Genomic DNA, 20,571 nt, shown 5'->3' on the forward strand with positions numbered 1-20,571 from the left:
ACGAAAAAGGCCTGTATCACCACAGGCCTTTGTCTTGAATGCGTGCTGTCAGACAGCCCTTTCAGCGGGCATTGCGGGCGACGGCGCCTTCCGTGAAGGTCGGTGCCGGCAGACTCTCGCCGTCGAGCACCCGGCGCGCCCGCTCCTTGTCGATATCGCCGACCCAGGACGCGATCGCCACCGTCGCCACGCAATTGCCGAGATAGTTGCCGAGCGCGCGGGCGATGCCCATGAACCAGTCGACCGAGAGCACGAGAACGAGGCCGATGGCGGGGATGCTGGGGATGGCCGCCAGCGTCGCGGCGAGGATGACGATCGCCGAACCCGGCACGCCATGGGCGCCCTTGGAGGTGACGAGCGCCACGCCGAGGATGGCGAGCAGATCCGTGAAGGCGAGCGGCGTGTTCGTCGCCTGGGCGATGAAGACGGCGGCCAGCGTCAGGTAGATCGAGAAGGCGTCCAGGTTGAAGGAATAGCCGGTCGGGATGACGAGGCCCACCGTTGAGTCCTTGATGCCCAGATGCTCCAGCTTGCGCATGGTCTGCGGCAGCACGGCGTCGCTGGAGGCGGTGCCGGCGACGATGCTGACCTCGGTGCGCAGGTAGCGCAGCAGCTTGACGATGCTGAACCCAGCCATCTTCAGGATGAAGCCGAGCACGACGAAGACGAAGAGCGCGATGGTCAGATAGAACAGGCCGACGAGATAGCCGAGCTGCGCCAGCGAGCCGACGCCGTATTTTCCGACCGTGAAGGCGATGGCGCCGAAGACGCCGAGCGGGGCAAGGCGGACGATGAAGGACATGATCTTGAAGGTCACGTCGCCGGCCAGTTCGATCATGTGGAGAAGCGGCTTGCCGCGTTCGCCGACCTGCGCCAGGGCGCAGCCGAACAGGATGGCCACCAGCAGCACCTGCAGCACGTCGCCCTGGGCAAAGCCGCTGATCATGGTGGTCGGGATGAGTTTCATCAGAAACTCGACGGTGCCACCGCTGCTGACCTCATGGGCCTTTTCCACATAGGTGGAGAGCGCCGAGGCGTCGAGCGTGCTGACGTCGATGTTCATGCCGTGGCCCGGCCCGAACAGATAGGCGATGGCGATGCCGAGGGCGAGCGCGATGGTCGTGACGATCTCGAAATAGACGAGCGCCCTGAAGCCGACGCGGCCGACCTTGCGCAAATCCCCCGCCCCCGCGATGCCGTGCACCACGACGCAGAAGACGATGACCGGAACCAGCATCTTGATGAGCTTGATGAAGCCGTCCCCGAGCGGTTTCATCCTGGCGGCGAGATCCGGCACGAAGAAACCGGCGGCGATACCCAGCACGAGCGCCAGGCAGACCTGTCCAAACAAGGACTTCGACCAATTCGGCATGTTTGCATTCCTCCCTATGGCAAGGAGGGGTTATCCACGGCCCGATGGGCGGTCGCACGGCCTCCACCGTGTCCTTCCATCGCGGCGCCCGTCGCGGCTCCCCCTCATGGCTTGATACTTGTCCAATATCTTATCCTTGTCTAATATCGATTTGTCGCCAATCTATAGGGTCGCGCTATGAGAATGCGCCAGCTCCAGTGTTTCGTGGTTCTGGCCGAAGAGCTGAACTTCACTCGCGCGGCCCAGCGGCTGAACATGTCGCAGCCCCCGCTCAGCACACAGATCCAGACCCTGGAGCGGGAACTGGGGGCGGACCTCATCAACCGCACCAGCCGCAAGGTGATGCTGACCCGGGCGGGCGAACTCTTCCTGCAACGGGCGATCAACATGCTCGACCAGTACGAGCGCAGCCTGCAGGAAATCCGCGAGGTCCAGCAGGGCCAGGACGGCATGATCGAGATCGGCACGACCGGCTCCATCCTGCGCGGCGGCCTGTCCGAACTCCTGGCGGGCTTTGCCGCCGCCTATCCGCGCATCACGCTGCGCGTGCATGAGCAATCGCCCTCCGCGCAGATCAACGAGGTGCGCAGCCGCCGCACGGATGTCAGCTTCAACCGATCGATCCCGCGCGACGAGGAACTTGCCCACGAATATGGTTGGCAGGAGGAAATGGTGGCGCTGGTGCGCGCCGACCACCGGCTCGCCGGGCGCGACAGCGTCTCGATCACGGACCTGCGGGACGACCAGCACGTGGTGCTGCGGCCGGACAGCTCGGACTTCGCCGCCTATGTCATGGCGTGCATCGTCGCGTCGGGCTACCGGCCGCGCGTCTCGCAGCAGGTGATCGACGCGCAGTCGATCCCGAGCCTGATCGTCGCCGGGTTCGGGGTCAGCATCGTGCCCGCCGGCATCGCCAAGCTGACCTCCGGCCCCCTCACCTTCCTGCCGATCCGGCCCAATCCGCCGGTATCGGGGGTCTACATCATCTACCACCACCACGATCCGGTACCGGCGCTGCAGCTCTTCCTCGCGGAAATCCGCCGCAGGCTGGGGCACGATCCGGCCGGGCCGGCATAGGACGGCGCCGGCCACGCGGCCCGCGGCGGTCGCGCCTTGAACTATGCGTGCAGCTTCGCACCCTTGGTGATGCGGTCGACGGTCTTCTTGTCGGCGTGGAGGGCGATGCCGACGATCTTCGCGTCCTCGGGGCCGAACTGCGCGAAGACCGCGCGGTTGGCCGCGTCGTGGCCGGTGGCGAACATTTCCTCGATATAGACGGAGGCGGGCACGGCGCGCTCCAGCGCGCGGCCATGGATCTTCGACAGGGTCGCTCCATCCGCCGCCAGCACGATGACGGGCTGGACGCTGAGGGCATTGTAGACATTGCCGCTCGCATCGCGGTAATCTTCGCCGATCAGCTCGGGCTTGCGGCCGATGACCCCGCCCGACAGGAAGGCGGTGACGTTGAGCTTCTGCCAGACCTCCAGATCCTCGCGCAGCACGACGGCGAACTTGGTATCGAACATGCAGGTACTCTCCCGGGAAAAGGCCGCGGACCATTCCGCGGCCAATGCGATAGCAGGCGCGCTCGAAGGGCCGCTTGAACGTTCGTGCGAACAGAAGGACCGCATTGTCGTCGCGCCGGAGCTGGCCGGCATCGAGCGCATCGAGGCGCGCTTCCGTGGCAAGGGCTTCGAGCCGCACCGGCACGACACCTATGCGCTGGGCGTCACGATGGCCGGCATCCAGACCTTCCGCTACCGGGGCGCGGCCCGCTTCAGCCTGCCCGGCAACGTCATCGCACTGCATCCCGACGAATTGCACGACGGCGGCGCGGGCACCGACGCCGGCCTCACCTACCGGATGATCTATATTCCGCCGGAACGCTTCCTGCCGGCAACGGCCGAGCGGGGGCGGACGCTGCCCTTCGTCGCCCCGGTCATCGAGGATCCGCGGCTTGCCGGCCTTCTGCTCGAGGCCATCGGCAGCATGGACGAGACGATCGAGCCGCTGAAGCTCGACGAGACGATGGCCGAGATCGCCGCCGCCCTCATCGACCATGCCGGTGCGCCGAAGGCCCGGCCCGGACGGCTCGCCCGCCCCGAGGTTCTGCGGGCCTGCGATTTCCTGCGGGAAAATCTCTCCCGGCAGGTCGGCTCGGCGGAGCTTGAGGCGGTGACGGGCCTCGACCGTTTCGCGCTCGCCCGGCAGTTCCGCCAGTTGCTCGGCACGAGCCCGCACCGCTACCTCGTCATGCGCCGGCTGGAGCGGGCAAAGGCGCTGATCGCGGCCGGCGACAGCATCGCCGAGGCCGCCTTCGCCAGCGGCTTTGCCGACCAGGCGCATCTCAACCGTCACTTCAAGAAGGCGCTCGGCATGACGCCGGGGCGCTTTGCGGCGCTGGCCGGCGGCCAGGCGGCCTGATCCCCGCCGTCACGAAAGCGAGACTTGCCCCGCCCTTTTTCGCCGGCGCGAAGACGGTGCGGCAAGGCGGAGCGCTCTATCGCGGATCGACCAGTTGCAGGATGAGTTGGTGCACGTTGCCGCCGTCGCTGAGTTCGGTCTGGTCGAAATCGCGGCTGCGGGCGCGCTGGGCGTCCGAGAGTTCGCCGAGGCGGGTCTGGAGCTGCGGGCGGATCTTCTGGCATTTCGGATCGTTCTCGACCCGCATGCCGACGCTCATCGCCTCGATCTGCTTCACCATATCCTTGATGAAATCGCCATGCACCTTCTCATGGGCGGTAACGCCGGCGATGAAGGTGTCCCAGCGGCCCTTCAGCGGACCGGAGAGCTTGGATTTCAGCCTGGGCAAGGTGTAGGTGATGACGAGCTTCGGCCTGTTGACCGTGATGACGCAGGCATTGCCGATGCGCTCGTATTTGCGCGTCCAGGTCAGCTTGAAGCCGGTATGGGCGATGACGCGGGCGACGCCGAGTTTCGGGCCGTGCTCGCCGATCGACTGGTAGATTTCAAGGCCGGTCGATCCCGTAACCGCATAGGGCTCCACCCGCTCGACGGCCTGCCAGTCCTGCGCATATGCGCCCTTATCCATGAGGATAGCAGAAAGGAGAAGGCCGGCGAAAAGGGCAGCGGTCCGCATGGCGCGCCTCACAGATACTTGAAGGCGAGCTTCTTGCCGGTCAGCTTGGCAAGCTGCTGCAGGCGGCCGTCGAGCCGTTCGCCGCCAAGCTCGGCATAGTCGGCGGGCACGACCAGTTCGAGATCGACATCCGGCTGCGACGACTTGCGGAAGGCGACATGCGGCACGACGCCCGGCATGGAGGCCGAGAAGAGATAGGCGACGCGCAGCAGCCCGCCGAGCAGCTTTGCCAGTTCGCGCATGCGCGGCGGGGCGATGCCGGCGAGCGAACTGCTGACCGCGTCGTCGTTGAGACCCTCGAAACGGTAGTAATTGGCAAGCGCGATGAAGGCGCGGCCGGGATGGGTGATGCCGATGAAGGTGCCGTGCGCGATGAGGTTCAACGCCTGCAGGCCGCGGTAATCGGGATGGGCGCGCCAGGAAATGTCGGCCAGGAGGCAGGCCGTCTCGCGGTAGCGGGCCTCCTCCGGCGTTTCGGTCACGCCGAAAAGCGGCATCATGCGGCCGGTCCATTCGGCAAGCTCGCGGGCATGTTCGGGCGAGCGGGCGCGCAGGATGGCCAGTTCCCCGGCGGCGGCGAGCAGCGGGTCGCGCGCCTTCTCCCGATCGGGCAGCAGCGAATAGAGATAGCCTTCGCGCACGCCCTGGGCGGAGAAGAAGACCCGCGAGGGCTTCATGATGGCGATGGTTTCCTGCAGCGCCACCGCGCCGAAGGGCAAGAGATTGCGCCGGCTCTTGGAAATCGCGCCATAGGCCGGGTCCTTCTGGTCCTTGGCCGTGACGATGTCCGTCAGGAAATCCATGGCGTCGGAGAAGCCGAGCTCGTAGCCCTGGATCATGTGCAGCGGGTAGTTCTGCACCTCCATGTGCAGGGCGCCGATGGCGCGCCAGGTGCCGCCGACCGCGTAGAAGGCGCGGCCCGTGCCGTTCTTCAGGAGATTGGCGGTGCGCAGGTACTTCCGCGCCACGATGCGGGCCTGGGCGGTCGAACCGCCTGAGGCTTCCGACAGGCGGATGCCACCGAGCGGCAGGGTGATGCCCTTGCCGACATGGACGCCGGCGACATCGATCAGTTCCAGCGAGCCGCCGCCGAGGTCACCGACGATGCCGTCGGTATCGGCAAAGCCGCTGACGATGCCGAGGGCGGAGAAATAGGCTTCCTCCTCGCCCGTCAGCACGCGCACCTTCTGGCCGAGGATCATCTCGGCGCGGTGGATGAAATCGGGGCCGTTCTCCGCCTCGCGCGCGGCGGCGGTCGCCAGCGCGAACATGGTGGAGGCGCGGGCCTGCACGGAAAGGGCCTTGAAACGGTGAAGGGCGGCCAGCGCGCGGTCGACGCTCGCCTCGTCCATGCGGCCGGTCTTGGCAAGCCCCTTGCCGAGGCCGCACATGACCTTCTCGTTGAACAGCATGGCGGGCGACCGGCTCATGCCCTCGTAGATGACGAGGCGAATCGAGTTGGAACCGATATCCACGACCGACACCGGGGCAATTCCAGGCAAACGCCCCTGGGCTTCAGATTCGACCATGAATATCCAGTTTACTTCTTCCGGCGGCCTTGCCAGCCCGCGATCGCCTTCGGTGTGCTGGACTTCAGGGCCTCGCCCCGGCCGGACAGGCTGGGATTGGTCATGAAGTAGTGCTGAGCGTTGAACGGCTCGGCGCCGGCCTGCACTTCCATGCGCCGCGACGTCCCGTCCGCAAGAATCTCGTAGCTCTGCTGGTTATCGATGAGATTGCCCAGCATGATCTGCGAAAGAACCTGCTCATGCACCGTCCGGTTGATCAGAGGCACAAGTGTCTCGACTCGCCGGTCCAGATTGCGCGGCATCATGTCCGCGGAGCCTATATAGACCAGCGCCTTGTCCGAGGGAAGACCGTGGCCATTGCCGAAGCAGAAGATGCGGGAATGCTCGAGGAAGCGGCCGACGATGGATTTGACGCGGATGTTTTCCGACAGTCCCGGCACCTGCGGGCGCAGGCAGCAGATGCCGCGCACCACGAGATCGACCTCCACCCCCGCCTGGCTCGCCCTATAGAGCGCGTCGATGATGTCGGGGTCGACCAGAGAGTTCATCTTCATCCAGATCGCCGCCGGCGCGCCGTTCTTCGCATGCGCGATCTCCTCGTCGATGTGACGCAGGATGCGCGGGCGCAGCGTATAGGGCGAGAAGGCGAGCTTCATGCCGGCCTCCGGCTCGCCATAGCCGGTGATGAAGTTGAAGATGTTCGCCATGTCGCTGGCGATGGTCGGATTGCAGGTGAAGAAGGAAAGGTCGGTGTAGATCTTCGCCGTGATCGGGTGGTAGTTGCCCGTGCCGAGGTGGCAATAGGTGCGAAGCTTGCCCTCCTCGCGGCGCACCACCATCGACATCTTGGCGTGGGTCTTCAGTTCGATGAAGCCGAAGACGACCTGCACGCCGGCCCGTTCGAGGTCGCGCGCCCAGCGGATGTTGGCTTCCTCGTCGAAGCGGGCCTTCAGCTCGACCAGCGCCGTCACCGACTTGCCGGCCTCGGCCGCGTCGATCAGCGCGCGCACGATGGGGCTGTCGTTGGAGGTGCGGTAGAGCGTCTGCTTTATCGCCAGAACGTCAGGATCGCGCGCAGCCTGGAGAAGGAACTGGACCACCACGTCGAAGCTTTCGTAAGGGTGGTGGACGACCATGTCCTTTTCGCGGATGGCGGCGAGGCAGTCTCCGGCGTGTTCGCGGACGCGCTCGGGAAATCGGGCATTGTAGGGCTCGAATCGCAGGTCGTCGCGCGGCGCCTTGGCGATCTCCGACAGCGTGTTGAGGGCGAGCAGGCCCGGCAGGACGGCGACGCGGTTGTCCGGCACGCCGAGTTCGCCGACGACGAAGCGGCGCAGCGATTCCGGCATTTCCGAGTCGGTCTCGATGCGGATCACCGAGCCGCGGCGACGGCGCTTCAGCGCCGTCTCGAAGAAGCGCACGAGGTCTTCGGCCTCTTCCTCCACTTCGATATCGCTGTCTCTGATGATGCGGAACGTGCCCGAGCCGCGCACGATATAGCCGGGGAAGAGCTTTCCGATGAAGAGGCCGACGGCGTCCTCCAGCGTGATGTAGCGGATGGCGCCCTTGGCGTCCGGCAGGCGGATGAAGCGGTCGAGCGCGACCGGCAGGCGCAGGAGCGCCGTCATCGGCTCCTTGCCCATCGTGCTTTCGAGTTGGAGGCCGATGGAGAAGCCGAGATTGGGGATGAAGGGGAACGGGTGGGCCGGGTCGATGGACAGCGGCGTCAGCACCGGGAAGATCGACTGGATGAACTCCTGCTGCAGCCAGACCTTGTCGTCGCTGGAAAGCGCCGTCGGGCGGACGATGAGGATGTCTTCCTTGGCGAGATACTGCTGGAGCACGGCGAGCGAGGCCTGCTGCTCCATCTGGAGATTGTCGATCTCCTTGAGGATGTCGTCGAGCTGTTCGGCCGAGGTCTTGCCGTCGGGGCTGCGAATGCCGACGCCCTGGCGCACCTGACCCTCGAGGCCGGCGACGCGCACCATGAAGAACTCGTCGAGATTGGCCGCCGAAATCGACAGGAAGCGGATGCGCTCAAGCAGCGGATGAGCCGTGTTCAGCGTTTCCTCGAGGACGCGGCGATTGAACTGGAGCCAGGAGAATTCGCGGTTGATGAAGCGCGTGGGGCTGGCCATCAGCGCCTCGACATCGACGGATGCGCCTTCCGGCACGACGGCTTCGACCGGCTTTTCCTGAGACATGTCGGATGTCACTGTATCCATTGAAGTTCCGCCCCAGCTTGCCGCGCTCGATTTCTGCTTATCCGCGAAGCGCTTAGCGCAGTTTGACGACAGAACTGTGACAGTCAATCCGGGCGGGTGGAAATCGGCGCGGAAAGGCCCGTTCCGAGAGCATGTCAGGTTCGGATTGAACCAGACATTCGTCTTTTCGGGAAAACCGGTTCCCACTTTTGCCCGACAAACTCTAGTCCGCGAAATCCCCGCCACCGACCATTTCGCCCAGCACTTCCTGCGCCAGCGCGCGGGTGATGCGGCTGCCGCGCGCGAGCGCCAGCCGGTCGAGCCGTTCCACCAGCGTCTGCGCGGCCTCCAGCGAGCGCTCCATGCGCGCGACGATATAGGCGACGAGCTTGTCGTCGACGAAGAGCTGGCGGTCGGCGAAGAGCTTGACGATGACCTGCGAGAGCAGTTCGTCGTCGGGCTCGCCGATCTCCACCACGGTGGCGGCCTTGAGGCGCGAGCGCAGATCCGGCAGTTCGACCGGCCAGGACATCGGCCAGAGTCTCGAGGTGATAAGCAGCGTGTGGCCGTGCTGGCGCACATTGTTGATGATGTGGAACAGCGTGCGGTCGTCGAAGCCGGCGCGGTCGGCATCCTCGATGAGCACGGGGCCGCGCTCGGCCGCCTCTTCCGCGCCGTTCTCCGCCTTCGCCTCGATAAGATCAGCGCCCACCTTCTCGCGCCAGATGGCGGCGAGGTGCGACTTGCCCGAACCGACGGGGCCGGCGATGACGACCACGGGCGACGGCCAGTGTGGCCAGGCGTCGATCATCGCCACGGCCGCGTCGACGGGTTCGGCGATCAGAAGATCGTCGCGCCCCGTCGCGGGGTCGTGCCCGAAGGCCAGCGGCAACTGTTCGGCGGTCTTGCGCGAAGTCATCGGTCTACTCGGATACGCTTGTCTCACTCGCCGTCCGGCGCGTTCTCTTCCAGGAGAACGGGCTTGCTGCGGCCATAGTAGAGGTCGCTGTCAAGGTAACGGCTGAGGCCGAAGCGGACAAGCACGCCCACCGCGGCGGCGGCCGGCACCGCGATCATCAGGCCGACGAAGCCGAACAGCGCGCCGAAGGCGACGAGCGCGAACATCAGCCAGACGGGGTGCAGGCCGACGCGCTTGCCGACGAGCTTCGGCTGCAGGATGTTGCCCTCGACGAACTGGCCGGCGAAGAAGATCGCGGCGATGAGCGCGATCATCCAGTATTCCGGCCAGAACTGCACGATGGCGACGCCGATCGACAGGACGAGGCCGACCAGCGAGCCGACATAGGGAATGAAGCCGATGATGCCGGCGAAGAGGCCGATCAGCAGGCCGAAATTGAGCCCCGCGAAGGAAAGCGCGATGCCGTAGAACAGGCCGAGAATGATGCAGATGGAGCCCTGCCCGCGCACGAAGCCGGCAATGGCGGCGTCGATCTCGGAGGCGATCTGGCGCACATTCGCCACGTGGTCGCGCGGCACCCAGCTATCCACCTTGGCGATCATGCGGTCCCAGTCGAGCAGGAGGTAGAACGCGACGACGGGGGTGACGACCAGCAGCGAGACGATGTTCACCAGCGCCATGCCGGAGTTCCAGAGCTGCTTGAACACCGTGCCGAGGAAACCCGCGCCTTCGGCGAGGATGGAGGAGAAGCTCTGCTTGATCGTGCCCATCTGGCTGCTGATCCAGCCGGGCAGGAGATTGGGATTGAAGTTGGCGACCAGTTCCTGAAGCTGGGTGACGTAGCCCGGCAGCTTTTCGAGGAAATCGGCCGCCTGGGTCGCCAGCAGCGGGATGACGATCATCAGCGACAGGGCGAAGAGCACGACGAAGGTGACGAGGATCACCACCGTCGCCATCATGCGCGACAGGCCGACGCGCTCCAGCCGGTCGGCGACCGGATCGAGGAAATAGGCGAGCGCCATGCCGGCGATGAACGGTAGCAGGATATCGGAGAAGACGAGCAGGAAGAGCACGAAGGAGACGAGCGCGATGACCCAGAAGATCACCTGTCGCTTCAACCCCGCGCCGCTGATATGCGCTGCCATCGCGTTTTTCCCCGTGTTTCGCCGCTGTTTGCAGAGGAGATAGGATGCGCGGCCGAGAAAGGTCAAGGCTCGGCGGAAAAGCAGGCGGCATGGTTTTGCGTTCGACAGACCCCTCACCCGGCCGGCCCGCCCTTCTTCTTCCCGGTGGAACGGGGGAAACCTGCCGCATCGTTTTCCCCCATTTCCACATGCTGCCCATGCGTGCGCCGGGCGCGTCCGCACGCGCATCACTGGGTAAATCGGTGAAAAAATCCCGGTTTTCCCGGCATCGCGCTTGCACTTATGCCCCCGCCATGCCAATCGGGCGCGAACAGTGCAGAGCAGCCGGGCTCCCCCATGTTCGCGTCCTCTGTCCTGCCTATTTGTTTTGCCGCATTTGTGCGACGGCAGGCGCGACCGCCTGCCTGCAAAATGCTCCAGCGCCGGAGACGAGAGCATGAGCCAGTCGGAAAAGAACGGTCTGACCTATAGCGATGCGGGCGTCGACATCGACGCGGGCAACCTGATGGTCGAGAAGATCAAGCCGGCGGTGCGCTCCACCCGCCGCCCGGGCGCCGATGGCGAGATCGGCGGCTTCGGCGGCCTCTTCGACCTCAAGGCCGCAGGCTTCAAGGATCCGGTGCTCGTGGCGGCCAATGACGGCGTCGGCACCAAGCTGAAGATCGCCATCGACGCGAACCGCCACGACACGGTCGGCATCGACCTCGTCGCCATGTGCGTCAACGATCTCGTGGTGCAGGGCGCCGAACCGCTCTTCTTCCTCGACTATTTCGCCACCGGCAAGCTCGATCCCGACCAGGGCGCGGCCATCGTCGAGGGCATCGCCGAGGGCTGCCGCCAGGCCGGCTGCGCGCTGATCGGCGGCGAGACGGCCGAAATGCCCGGCATGTATTCCCATGGCGACTACGACCTTGCAGGCTTTGCCGTGGGCGCGGCCGAACGCGGCCAGCTGCTGCCGGCCGGCGACATCGCCGAGGGCGACGTCATCCTCGGCCTCGCCTCCTCCGGCGTTCACTCCAACGGCTATTCGCTGGTGCGCAAGATCGTCACGCTCTCCGGCCTTGCCTGGGATGCGCCGGCGCCGTTCGACGCCGCGAAGAGCCTCGGCGAGGCGCTGCTGACGCCGACGAAGATCTATGTGAAGCCGCTCCTCAAGGCGATCGGCGAGACGGGCGCCATCAAGGCGCTGGCCCATATCACCGGCGGCGGCTTCCCGGAAAACATTCCGCGCGTGCTGCCGAAGCACCTTGCCGCCGAAATCGACCTCGATGCCGTCAAGGCCCCGGCCGTCTTCTCCTGGCTGGCCAAGACCGGCGGCGTGGAAGCCAGGGAAATGCTGCGCACCTTCAACTGCGGCGTCGGCATGATCGTCGTCGTTCCCGCCGACAAGGCCGATACGGTCGCCGCCGCGCTTTCCGCCGAAGGCGAGACCGCCTTCCGCCTCGGCCGCATGGTCGCCCGTGAAGAGGGCGCGGCCGGCACGATCTACAAGGGCACGCTCGCCCTATGACGTCCTCCCGCAAGCGTGTCGTCGCCTTCGTTTCCGGCGGCGGCTCCAACATGCTGGCTCTGGCGAAGGCCGCCGCGGCGCCGGATTTTCCGGCCGAGATCGTCGCAGTCTTCTCCGACAAGGCCGAGGCCGGGGGCCTGGCGAAAGCCGAGGCGCTCGGCATCCCGACCCGCACCTTCCTGCGCAAGGACTATGCCAGCAAGGACGCGCATGAGGCGGCGATCCTCGACGCGCTCGACGCGTTGTCGCCCGATCTCATCTGCCTGGCGGGCTATATGCGCCTGCTCTCCGGCGCCTTCATCGGCCGCCACGAGGGCCGCATCCTCAACATCCACCCGTCCCTGCTGCCGCTCTTCCCCGGCCTCCACACGCACCAGCGCGCCATCGACGCGGGCATGCGCCTTGCCGGCTGCACGGTGCATTTCGTGACGGAAGGCATGGACGAGGGTCCGGTCATCGTGCAGGCGGCCGTGCCGGTCCTGCCCGGCGACACCGCCGACGCGCTGGCCGCCCGCGTGCTCACCGTCGAGCACCGGAGCTATCCGCTGGCGCTTCGGCTCGTCGCCGAGGGCAAGGTGCGCATGGAGGACGGCAAGGCCGTAACGTCCGGCGACCTGCCGGTGCTGGACGGCGCGCATCTCATTTCGCCGGCGGCGTAAGGCCGGACAGGCTGCTTGTAGGGCAAACGGGCCGAACGAGCGGCCCGGCGTGCCTTGCCCCTCCCCCTCACCCAACCACCGACGTCATCCTCGGGGCGAGCCCTAGGGATGACGGAGAAGAGGTTGCCCGAAATCGAGACGTTTGCCCGGGCGGAAAACGACGAAGACGCAGGCGCCCGTCAGATGACCAGGATCGGCGCCTTGCCCTTCACACGGTCGTAGAGATCCATCACATCCTGGTTCAGCATGCGCACGCAGCCCGAGGAGACGGCCTTGCCGATGGATTTCCATTCCGGCGAGCCGTGCAGGCGGTAGAGCGTGTCCTGACCGTTCTGGAAGATGTAGAGCGCGCGGGCGCCGAGCGGGTTGTTGAGGCCGCCGGGCATGCCGCCATTGGCGGAGGAATATTTCACCAGTTCCGGCTGGCGCTGGACCATTTCGTCCGGCGGCGTCCATTTCGGCCAGGTCTGCTTCCACTGGATGACGCCGCGGCCCGACCAGGCGAAGCCCTGCCGGCCGATGCCGACGCCGTAGCGCATGGCGCGGCCGTTCGGCAGGATGAGATAGAGGAAGCGGTTGCCCGTATCGACGATGATCGTGCCCGGCTTTTCGGCAAAGGGGCTCTCGACCTCCTGCCGGTAGAAGCGCGCGTCGATCTGCTGGTAGGGCACCGCCGGCACCCGGAAGCCGCCGTCGCTGACCGGGCCGTACATGGCGGCATATTCCGAGGATTCCGGCAAAAGGCCCGAGGGCGGCGTCTGGCCGTAGAGGCCGATCGGCTGCCTGTTGTCGATATATTCCGGCCGTCCCTCCAGCGCGGGATTGCGGAAATAGGGCCGCGTTTCGTAGCGGAAGCGGTCCGTGTCCATCGACGACGTGCAGCCGGCAAGGCCGCTTGCCATGGCGAGGCCGGAGAACTGGAGGAAACGGCGGCGGGAAAGCGCGGTATCGGTCATGGAAGGGTCGGTATCCGGTGAGCGGAAAGGCAGGATGAACGAAAAGGCTGAATCACTAACAAACGAACGAAAGGCGAATTAGGTCCACAACCCTGCCCTAATTGTGGCAATTGCGGCTGACCTCAGGCTTGCGCGCCGCATTTGCCGGCGACTGTGGCTTCCCTGCGCCGCTTTGTGAACGCTGTGTCAATCGCCGCGCGAATTGCCGTTTTCGCGCGCGCGGCGTAGGTCGGAGAGACGACAACCCCATGGGAGAGATGCGATGCTCGTCAACGGGAAATGGACGGAAGACTGGCAGCCGGTGCAGGCGACGGACGCCAAGGGCGGCTTCGTGCGGCAGGTCTCGAGCTTTCGCAACTGGGTGACGCCGGATGGCAGCGCCGGTCCGACGGGCGAAGGCGGTTATGCGGCCGCATCCGGGCGCTATCACCTCTATGTCGCGCTCATCTGCCCCTGGGCCTCGCGCACGCTGATCACCCGCAAGGTGAAGAAGCTCGACGCCGTCGTCTCCGTCTCGGTGGTCGAACCCGCGCTGTCCGATCAGGGCTGGCGTTTCGGCGACTATCCGGGCGCCAACCGCGACGACCTCAATGGCGCGACCTACATGCACGAACTCTATTCGCGCGCCGAGCCGACCTTCACCGGCCGGGCCACCGTGCCGGTGCTCTGGGACAAGGAGCGCAAGACCATCGTCAACAACGAATCCGCCGATATCGTGCGCATGCTGAACAGCGGCTTCGGCGCGCTGGCCGACGAAAGCGTCGACCTCTATCCCGAGGCGCTGCGCGCCGAGATCGACGCCCTCAACGAGCACATCTATCCCGCGCTCAACAACGGCGTCTACCGTACGGGTTTCGCCACCACGCAGGTCGCCTATGAGGAAGCCTATCACGGCGTCTTCGCGATGCTGGACGAGCTGGAGGCCCGCCTTGGCGACGGCCGGCCGTTCCTCACCGGAACGACCTTCACCGAGGCGGATATCCGCCTCTTCGTCACGCTCATCCGCTTCGACGCCGCCTATTTCGGCCTCTTCAAGTGCAACCGCCAGCGCCTTGCCGACTATGCCGCGCTCTCGGCCTATACGAAGCGCGTGCTCGACCTTCCCGGCGTGCGCGAGACCGTGAACATCGACCACATCAAGCACGGCTACTATTCGATCAAGTCGCTGAACCCGAACCGCATCGTGCCGCTCGGGCCGGATCTTTCTCCGCTGGGGCTGTAACCGGAGGCTCACCCCCCCTCTGGCCTGCCGGCCATCTCCCCCTCAAGGGGGGAGATCGGCAAGAGGCATGACCCTAGCCCAATCCGCAACGTTGGAGATGTGCAAGGCATCGCTCCATCCGATCTCCCCCCTTGAGGGGGAGATGGCCGGCAGGCCAGAGGGGGGTCACGCACGCCACAGCGGTCGATTTTCCCCCGTCTTGAGGTGGCGAAACGGAAGCCCCTACCCCTGCCGCGCGATTGCCCCGATCGTATTGACGACGATGCGCGCGGCCGTCAGCGCGGACATCCCGTCGATATCGGCCGGCGGCAGCAGTTCGACGAGATCGAACCCCGCCAGTCTCGCGCGCTTGCCGATACCCGCGATGAGATCGATGACCTGCATATAGGTGAGGCCGCCGGGGGTGCGGGCCGCGACGCCGGGCATGATGGCGGGATCGAGGCTGTCGCAGTCGAGCGTGATCACCACCCGCGCGCCGTTCGGAATGTGCCGCAGGGCGGCCTCGACACCCTGGGCATGGACGTCGCGCGCCGTGACGAAATGGCTGCCATAGCGCCATGCCGCCTCAACTTCGACGGGACGGGCGCTGCCGACGCTGCGCAGCCCCACCTGCACCATGCCGGCGACATGCGCCATCTCGCTCGCCCGGCGCATCGGGCTGGAATAGCCGTAGCGTTCGCCATGGATCTCGTCCCGCCAGTCGATATGAGCATCGATCTGGACGACCCAGATCGGGTCGCCGCCGCCGAAGGCATCGAGAAACGGGATCGTCACGGAGCAATCCCCGCCGATCAGGATCGGGACAGCCCCGGCCGCCAGCACGTCGCGCGTCTTCGCCGCGATGCGGGCGCGGTTTTCCGCGTTCTCATGCAGGGTGGTCTCGATATTGCCGAGATCCACGCAGCATGCCGGCCCGCCGTCGAAGAGCGGCCCGCCCAGATCGAAGTCCCAGTGTTCGACAAGCGGGGCATCGCCCTGACTGGCGGCGCGAATGGCGTCGGCGGCCAGGGCGTAGCCGCCGCTGTCCTTGCCCGGATAGGTGCTGCCGTGACCGACACCAAAGATCATCACGCGGGGGCTGCGGCCTTCGCCGAGATGGGCCGGGAATTGAAGGAAGGAGGATGTGCCGTTCATGCCGATGGTCCTGATCAGATCGCGTTACCTGCAAGCCGCAGACTGCCGCGCTGCCTGAAGAAGAACCGCCTCTCCCGACTCACGGGCAGACAAGGCGGAGCCTTGCGACATCCATAGCGAAAACGGCACGCAATTGCCTGGCCGGCGTCACCTGCAAGGCCAGGAAAACGCCGACGGCCTCACACGGACCGGCACGCCCGGCACGCAAGCCCTTTGACACGGCGACAGAAAGCGGCATACTGCCTCTGGTTGATTGAAATAGACATCTTCTCCTCCTGGGTGTCATTGCATCGACCAATCCCCTCTGAAGGGTTCAGCCTTCATCTTTGGGCCGCGGTCTCCGTCGGCCCATTTTTTTGCCGCGAGGGCGCATCGTGGCAGGCGCCAACGTCCTCTCAAGGCGACGCGGCGCGGCAACGAAGATCGCGCATAGGTTCAGGCAACGCCCGCCAAATCCTGCCGCGTGCCGTCCATGCCGAACATATGCAGCGCGTCGGCACTGGCTCCGACCTTCACTTCATCGCCGATCCCGATGCGCGTGCGCCCCGAGACGCGGAAGATGAGGTCCGTGCCGTCGGCGAGCTTGCCGTGCAGCAGGCTCTCCGCGCCGACCAGCTCGACGCCGTCGACCCGCACCGTCGCCGCGAAATCGAAGGGCTTTCCCTCGGCCGGAGCGGTCAGCAGGTCCTCCGGCCGCACGCCCAGCGTATAGCCGCCCTGCGGCCGCGGCACATGCGCCGCCAGCGACCAGCCGGCGGGCGCGTCGGCGCCCGGCAGGAGGTTCATCGCGGGCGAGCCGATGAAGGTGGCGACGAAGGTCGTTGCCGGCTTCTCGTAGAGTTCGAGCGGCGTGCCGACCTGCTCGATGCGGCCGGCATTGACGACGACGAGCCGGTCGGCGAGCGTCATCGCCTCCATCTGGTCGTGGGTGACATAGACGCTCGTGGTGCCGAGGGCGCGTTGCAGGCGCTTGATCTCGATGCGCATCTGGCCGCGCAACTTGGCGTCGAGGTTGGACAGGGGCTCGTCGAACAGGAAGGCGGCGGGCTCGCGCACGATGGCCCGGCCCATGGCGACGCGCTGGCGCTGGCCGCCGGAGAGCTGGCGCGGCTTGCGGTCGAGATATTGCTCGATCTCCAGCGTCCTTGCGGCGCCCGCGATGCGGCGGTCAATTTCGGCCGGGGGCGTGTTGCGGTTCTTCAGGCCATAGGCAAGGTTCTGGCGCACCGTCATATGCGGGTAGAGCGCATAGTTCTGGAACACCATGGCGATGTCGCGTTCGGCCGGCTCCACATCGTTGACCCGGCGCGCGCCGATCAGGATGTCGCCGCCGGTGATGCCTTCGAGGCCGGCGATCATGCGCAGGAGCGTGGACTTGCCGCATCCGGACGGGCCGACGAGCACGACGAATTCGCCGTCCTTGATGTCGAGCGAAACGCCCTTGATCGCTTCCACGGTGCCGTAGGACTTGAGAACGTTGTTGAGGGTGATCTCAGCCATTACTTTTCGGTCTCCACAAGGCCTTTGACGAACCAGCGCTGCATCAGCACCACGACGAGAATGGGGGGAATGATCGCAAGGATCGCGGTCACCATGACGTAGTTCCAGGGTGTGGACGCGTCGGTGAAATCCATCATCTTGCGCAGGCCGATGACGATGGTGTTCATCTTCGCATCGTTCGTCACCAAGAGCGGCCAGAGATACTGCGTCCAGCCGTAGATGAAGAGGATGACGAAGAGGGCGGCGATATTCGTGGCCGAAAGCGGCAGGAGAATATCGCGCATGAAGCGGAAAGGGCCGGCATTGTCGATGCGCGCGGCCTCCACCAGCTCGCCCGGGATCGTCAGGAAGAACTGGCGGAAGAGGAAGGTCGCCGTCGCCGATGCCATCAGCGGCAGGGTCAGGCCCGCATAGGTGTCGATCAGGCCGAGGTCGACGATGACCTTGTAGGTCGGCAGGATGCGCACCTCCACCGGCAGCATCAGCGTGATGAAGATCATCCAGAAGAACAGCATCTTCAGCGGGAAGCGGAAGAACACGATGGCGAAAGCGGACAGGAACGAGATGACGATCTTGCCGAGCGCGATGGCAAGCGCCACGACCGTCGAATTGAACAGCAGCCGTTCGAGGCTGACGCCGACGACGCGCTCCACGCCGCCGCCCATCGCCTCCGCGTAGTTGTCGAGGAAATGGTCGCCCATCGTGAGCGCCATGGGCGGACGCACGATCTCGACCGAGGTGTGGGTGGAGGCGATGAAGGTGTAGTAGATCGGAAGGGCGACGATCAGGATGCCGATGACCAGCACCAGATGACTGACCAGGCTTGCGATGGGACGGTTCTCGATCATGGGCGCCTCACGAGTAGTGAACCCGCTTCTCGACGAAGCGGAACTGGAAGGCCGTGAGGGCGATGACGATGAGCATCAGGATCACCGACTGGGCGGCCGAGCCGCCGAGGTCGAGATTGACGAAGCCGTCGTTATAGACCTTGTAGACCAGCGTTTCGGTCGCCTTGGCCGGACCGCCCCCGGTGACGGCATGGATGATGCCGAACGTATCGAAGAAGGCGTAGACCGTGTTGACGACGAGCAGGAAGAAGGTTGTCGGGGCCAGCAGCGGGAAGACGATGGTCCAGAAGCGTTTGGGCCCGCGCGCGCCATCGATGGCCGCCGCCTCGATCAGCGATTTGGGGATCGCCTGCAGGCCGGCGACGAAGAAGAGGAAATTGTAGCTGATCTGCTTCCAGGCGGCCGCGACGATGACGAGGACCATCGCCTGATTGCCGTTGAGCAATGGGTCCCACATGAAGCCGTTGCGGCGCAGGATATAGGCGAAGGTGCCCATGGCCGGATTGAACATGAAGAGCCACAGCATGCCGGCAATGGCCGGCGCGACGGCATAGGGCCAGATCAGCAGCGTGCGATAGATGTTGCGTCCGCGGATGACGCGCTCGGCGGAGGTGGCGAGCAGCAGCGCCGCCCCCATCGACAGGAGCGCGGTCGACAGCGAGAAGACGACGGTGACCTGCAGCGAATGCAGGTAATCCGGATTGGCGAGGATGGCGCGGAAATTGGCAAAGCCCACGAAGGCGGATTTCAGGCCGAACGGATCCTCGCGCAGCACCGACTGGTAGAGCGCCTGGCTGGCCGGCCAGAAGAAGAAGACAACGGTCAGGACGATCTGCGGCGCGAGCAGCAGATACGGCAGGACCTTGTTGGGAAAGACGACAGACTGCATGAGGCTCCCCTTCCGTAGAAGACAGGCCCGCACCGCCAGGCGGCGCGGGCGCGGTGGTTCAGGGGATTACTGGCCGACCGCGGCGGCGATGGCGGCGTTGGCCTTCTGCACACCCTCCGTCAGGGCGGCCTTGGCATCCTTCTTGCCGGCGAGCATGGCTTCAAACTCCTCGTTGAGGATATCGCGTACCTGCGGCAGGTTCACGAGGCGCACACCCTTGGAGTTTTCCGTCGGCGCCTTGCCGAGCATCTGCTTGATGGGGGTCTCGCGGCCGGGGTTCTTCTCGTAGAAGCCCGATGCCTTGGTCGCCTCATAGGCGGCCATCGTCACGGGCATGTAGCCGGAAACCTCATGCAGGCGGACCTGGATTTCCGTCTTGGAGAGGAAGTTGAAGAACTCGGCGATGCCCTTGTATTCCGCATCGCTCTTGCCCGCGAAGACCCAGAGGCTGGCGCCGCCCGGAATCGTGTTCTGCGGGCCATGGCCTTCATAATAGGGCAGCTGGCCGACGCCGTAGTTGACGCCGGACTTCACGATATCGCCGAGACCGCCAGAGGATTCGGTGAGGATCGCGCATTCGCCGGACATGAAGAGCTGCTTGGCTTCGGAGGTGCGCCCGCCGTAGCGGAACGTGCCGTCCTTGCTGAGATCGGCGATCGCCTGGAAATGATCGACGAAGATCGGCGCATCGATCTTCAGCTCCACATCGAGGCCCGCCAGGCCATTCTCGTTCGTCCCATAGGGCACGTTGTTCCAGGCGGAGAAGTTCTCGGTCTGGATCCAGGTCAGCCAGGTCGAGGTGAAGCCGCAGTCGGACGCGCCGCTCGCCTTGATCTTTTTGGCGGCCTCGAAGACCTCGGGCCAGGTTGCCGGCGGCTTTTCCGCATCGAGGCCGGCCTTGGCGAAGACGTCCTTGTTGTAATAGAGGATCGGCGACGAGGAGTTGAAGGGGAACGACAGCATCGTGCCGTCGGGCTTGGAATAATAGGACACGATGCCCGGCAGGTACTGGTCCTTCTTGAACTCGTAGCCACCCTTCTGCAGCACCTCGGCCACCGGCACGACAGCGCCCTCGGCGCCCAGCATCACGCCGCTGCCGGCGTCGAAGACCTGGAGGATGGCCGGTGCCTGCTTGGCCCGGAAGGCCGCGATGCCGGCGTTCAGCGCCTCGGGATAGGTGCCCTTGAAGACGGGCACGACCTTGTACTCCGTCTGGCTTTCGTTGAATTCCTTGGCGAGCTGTTCGACAGCTTCATTGTTCGCGCCCGTCATGGCGTGCCACCAGGGCAGCTCCGTCGCCGCAAGGGCGCTGGAGGCGAGCAAGAGCGAAATCGCGGATGTGGCCACAAGGGTCCTGTTCAGGCGTGTCATGGTGTTTCCTCCCGTTTCGATATGAAGAAGACGATCCTCCTATGCGCCAATCCTCCTCGATCGAACGCATTATGCTTTCGCGACGAAAGCAATCTTACTTAAAGCGCACTTTAGCGAAAACGCAAGCGAAAATGGAATGTGTAATCCACAATATTAGAGTCATGGAATTTTTGTTCCATTGGCGGCGGCCCGCAACGCTCCTGCGGTCCCCGT

Annotated in this window: 18 protein-coding genes; 5 read left to right on the top strand and 13 right to left on the bottom strand. The window is 65.3% G+C overall.

The genetic code is table 11. The features are described from left to right. Positions 1-61: 61 nt before the first annotated feature. The gene (locus V8U06_RS10900; protein WP_427140642.1) at positions 62-1,372 is read right to left on the bottom strand and encodes a dicarboxylate/amino acid:cation symporter; all 1,311 of its coding nucleotides are present in this window, start codon (positions 1,370-1,372) and stop codon (positions 62-64) included. 177 nt (positions 1,373-1,549) lie between these two features. Here V8U06_RS10900 and V8U06_RS10905 point away from each other — a divergent pair, with 177 nt between their 5' ends. After that, positions 1,550-2,449 carry a LysR substrate-binding domain-containing protein gene (locus V8U06_RS10905; protein ID WP_427140643.1) on the top strand — a complete coding sequence of 300 codons (900 nt, stop codon included), beginning with the start codon at positions 1,550-1,552 and terminating at the stop codon, positions 2,447-2,449. A 41-nt stretch (positions 2,450-2,490) separates the two neighbouring features. On the opposite strand, the gene V8U06_RS10910 is transcribed toward V8U06_RS10905, so the two are convergent. Beyond that, complete coding sequence (locus V8U06_RS10910; RefSeq protein ID WP_427140644.1) at positions 2,491-2,898, bottom strand: DUF2000 family protein; 408 nt, start codon at positions 2,896-2,898, stop codon at positions 2,491-2,493. Between V8U06_RS10910 and V8U06_RS10915 the strand changes: the two genes are divergently transcribed. Continuing rightward, positions 2,897-3,796, top strand: coding sequence for an AraC family transcriptional regulator (locus V8U06_RS10915; RefSeq protein ID WP_427140645.1), 900 nt, complete (start codon positions 2,897-2,899; stop codon positions 3,794-3,796). The genes V8U06_RS10910 and V8U06_RS10915 overlap by 2 nt on opposite strands. Positions 3,797-3,872: 76 nt before the next feature. Here the strand turns inward: V8U06_RS10915 and V8U06_RS10920 are convergent, their stop codons facing one another. The 5 genes from V8U06_RS10920 to V8U06_RS10940 form a co-directional block, all read right to left on the bottom strand. After that, positions 3,873-4,424, bottom strand: a complete 552-nt coding sequence (locus V8U06_RS10920; protein WP_427140646.1) for a DUF922 domain-containing Zn-dependent protease — start codon at positions 4,422-4,424, stop codon at positions 3,873-3,875. A gap of 56 nt (positions 4,425-4,480) precedes the next feature. Beyond that, entirely contained in the window at positions 4,481-6,001 is a 1,521-nt protein-coding gene (locus tag V8U06_RS10925) for a Ppx/GppA family phosphatase (protein WP_427140647.1), read from the bottom strand. Between the two features lie 11 nt (positions 6,002-6,012). Then, positions 6,013-8,226 (bottom strand): RNA degradosome polyphosphate kinase, encoded by a 2,214-nt coding sequence (locus V8U06_RS10930; protein ID WP_226919987.1) that lies wholly within the window; start codon positions 8,224-8,226, stop codon positions 6,013-6,015. Between the two features lie 202 nt (positions 8,227-8,428). Beyond that, entirely contained in the window at positions 8,429-9,124 is a 696-nt protein-coding gene (hdaA, locus tag V8U06_RS10935) for a DnaA regulatory inactivator HdaA (protein WP_226919988.1), read from the bottom strand. 23 nt (positions 9,125-9,147) lie between these two features. Continuing rightward, complete coding sequence (locus tag V8U06_RS10940; protein ID WP_226919989.1) at positions 9,148-10,269, bottom strand: AI-2E family transporter; 1,122 nt, start codon at positions 10,267-10,269, stop codon at positions 9,148-9,150. A gap of 436 nt (positions 10,270-10,705) precedes the next feature. Here V8U06_RS10940 and purM point away from each other — a divergent pair, with 436 nt between their 5' ends. Continuing rightward, on the top strand, positions 10,706-11,779 hold the full coding sequence (gene purM / locus V8U06_RS10945) for a phosphoribosylformylglycinamidine cyclo-ligase (RefSeq protein WP_427140648.1): 1,074 nt from the start codon (positions 10,706-10,708) through the stop codon (positions 11,777-11,779). Continuing rightward, positions 11,776-12,438: a phosphoribosylglycinamide formyltransferase gene (purN, locus tag V8U06_RS10950; RefSeq protein ID WP_427140649.1), complete on the top strand. Its 663-nt coding sequence runs from the start codon at positions 11,776-11,778 to the stop codon at positions 12,436-12,438. The genes purM and purN overlap by 4 nt, the downstream gene beginning before the upstream one ends. A 179-nt stretch (positions 12,439-12,617) precedes the next feature. Here the strand turns inward: purN and V8U06_RS10955 are convergent, their stop codons facing one another. Then, the gene (locus V8U06_RS10955; protein WP_427140650.1) at positions 12,618-13,394 is read right to left on the bottom strand and encodes a L,D-transpeptidase; all 777 of its coding nucleotides are present in this window, start codon (positions 13,392-13,394) and stop codon (positions 12,618-12,620) included. Positions 13,395-13,656: 262 nt separating this feature from the next. Here V8U06_RS10955 and V8U06_RS10960 point away from each other — a divergent pair, with 262 nt between their 5' ends. Further along, on the top strand, positions 13,657-14,616 hold the full coding sequence (locus tag V8U06_RS10960) for a glutathione S-transferase family protein (RefSeq protein WP_427140651.1): 960 nt from the start codon (positions 13,657-13,659) through the stop codon (positions 14,614-14,616). Between the two features lie 222 nt (positions 14,617-14,838). Here V8U06_RS10960 and V8U06_RS10965 read toward each other — a convergent pair whose 3' ends face one another. From V8U06_RS10965 to ugpB, 5 genes are all read right to left on the bottom strand, one after another. Continuing rightward, positions 14,839-15,750, bottom strand: a complete 912-nt coding sequence (locus tag V8U06_RS10965) for an agmatinase (RefSeq protein WP_427140652.1) — start codon at positions 15,748-15,750, stop codon at positions 14,839-14,841. A gap of 435 nt (positions 15,751-16,185) precedes the next feature. Next, entirely contained in the window at positions 16,186-17,250 is a 1,065-nt protein-coding gene (locus tag V8U06_RS10970; protein WP_427140653.1) for a sn-glycerol-3-phosphate import ATP-binding protein UgpC, read from the bottom strand. Next, entirely contained in the window at positions 17,250-18,098 is an 849-nt protein-coding gene (gene ugpE, locus V8U06_RS10975; RefSeq protein ID WP_427140654.1) for a sn-glycerol-3-phosphate ABC transporter permease UgpE, read from the bottom strand. Before ugpE ends, V8U06_RS10970 begins: the two co-directional genes overlap by 1 nt. A 7-nt stretch (positions 18,099-18,105) precedes the next feature. Beyond that, positions 18,106-18,987, bottom strand: a complete 882-nt coding sequence (gene ugpA, locus V8U06_RS10980; protein ID WP_427140655.1) for a sn-glycerol-3-phosphate ABC transporter permease UgpA — start codon at positions 18,985-18,987, stop codon at positions 18,106-18,108. 66 nt (positions 18,988-19,053) lie between these two features. Beyond that, a complete protein-coding gene (ugpB, locus tag V8U06_RS10985; protein WP_427140656.1) occupies positions 19,054-20,358 on the bottom strand; it encodes a sn-glycerol-3-phosphate ABC transporter substrate-binding protein UgpB in 1,305 nt (434 codons plus the stop codon). Positions 20,359-20,571: the final 213 nt, after the last annotated feature.

This window comes from Shinella sp. G-2 (genome assembly GCF_050172695.1).
Classification (GTDB): Bacteria; Pseudomonadota; Alphaproteobacteria; order Rhizobiales; family Rhizobiaceae; genus Shinella.

Coding starts and splice junctions, on each gene's coding strand:
- V8U06_RS10900 (WP_427140642.1), bottom strand. CDS start 1,372: ATGCCGAATTGGTCGAAGTCCTTGTTTGGACAGGTCTGCCTGGCGCTC.
- V8U06_RS10905 (WP_427140643.1), top strand. CDS start 1,550: ATGAGAATGCGCCAGCTCCAGTGTTTCGTGGTTCTGGCCGAAGAGCTG.
- V8U06_RS10915 (WP_427140645.1), top strand. CDS start 2,897: ATGCAGGTACTCTCCCGGGAAAAGGCCGCGGACCATTCCGCGGCCAAT.
- V8U06_RS10910 (WP_427140644.1), bottom strand. CDS start 2,898: ATGTTCGATACCAAGTTCGCCGTCGTGCTGCGCGAGGATCTGGAGGTC.
- V8U06_RS10920 (WP_427140646.1), bottom strand. CDS start 4,424: ATGGATAAGGGCGCATATGCGCAGGACTGGCAGGCCGTCGAGCGGGTG.
- V8U06_RS10925 (WP_427140647.1), bottom strand. CDS start 6,001: ATGGTCGAATCTGAAGCCCAGGGGCGTTTGCCTGGAATTGCCCCGGTG.
- V8U06_RS10930 (WP_226919987.1), bottom strand. CDS start 8,226: ATGGATACAGTGACATCCGACATGTCTCAGGAAAAGCCGGTCGAAGCC.
- hdaA (WP_226919988.1), bottom strand. CDS start 9,124: ATGACTTCGCGCAAGACCGCCGAACAGTTGCCGCTGGCCTTCGGGCAC.
- V8U06_RS10940 (WP_226919989.1), bottom strand. CDS start 10,269: ATGGCAGCGCATATCAGCGGCGCGGGGTTGAAGCGACAGGTGATCTTC.
- purM (WP_427140648.1), top strand. CDS start 10,706: ATGAGCCAGTCGGAAAAGAACGGTCTGACCTATAGCGATGCGGGCGTC.
- purN (WP_427140649.1), top strand. CDS start 11,776: ATGACGTCCTCCCGCAAGCGTGTCGTCGCCTTCGTTTCCGGCGGCGGC.
- V8U06_RS10955 (WP_427140650.1), bottom strand. CDS start 13,394: ATGACCGATACCGCGCTTTCCCGCCGCCGTTTCCTCCAGTTCTCCGGC.
- V8U06_RS10960 (WP_427140651.1), top strand. CDS start 13,657: ATGCTCGTCAACGGGAAATGGACGGAAGACTGGCAGCCGGTGCAGGCG.
- V8U06_RS10965 (WP_427140652.1), bottom strand. CDS start 15,750: ATGAACGGCACATCCTCCTTCCTTCAATTCCCGGCCCATCTCGGCGAA.
- V8U06_RS10970 (WP_427140653.1), bottom strand. CDS start 17,250: ATGGCTGAGATCACCCTCAACAACGTTCTCAAGTCCTACGGCACCGTG.
- ugpE (WP_427140654.1), bottom strand. CDS start 18,098: ATGATCGAGAACCGTCCCATCGCAAGCCTGGTCAGTCATCTGGTGCTG.
- ugpA (WP_427140655.1), bottom strand. CDS start 18,987: ATGCAGTCTGTCGTCTTTCCCAACAAGGTCCTGCCGTATCTGCTGCTC.
- ugpB (WP_427140656.1), bottom strand. CDS start 20,358: ATGACACGCCTGAACAGGACCCTTGTGGCCACATCCGCGATTTCGCTC.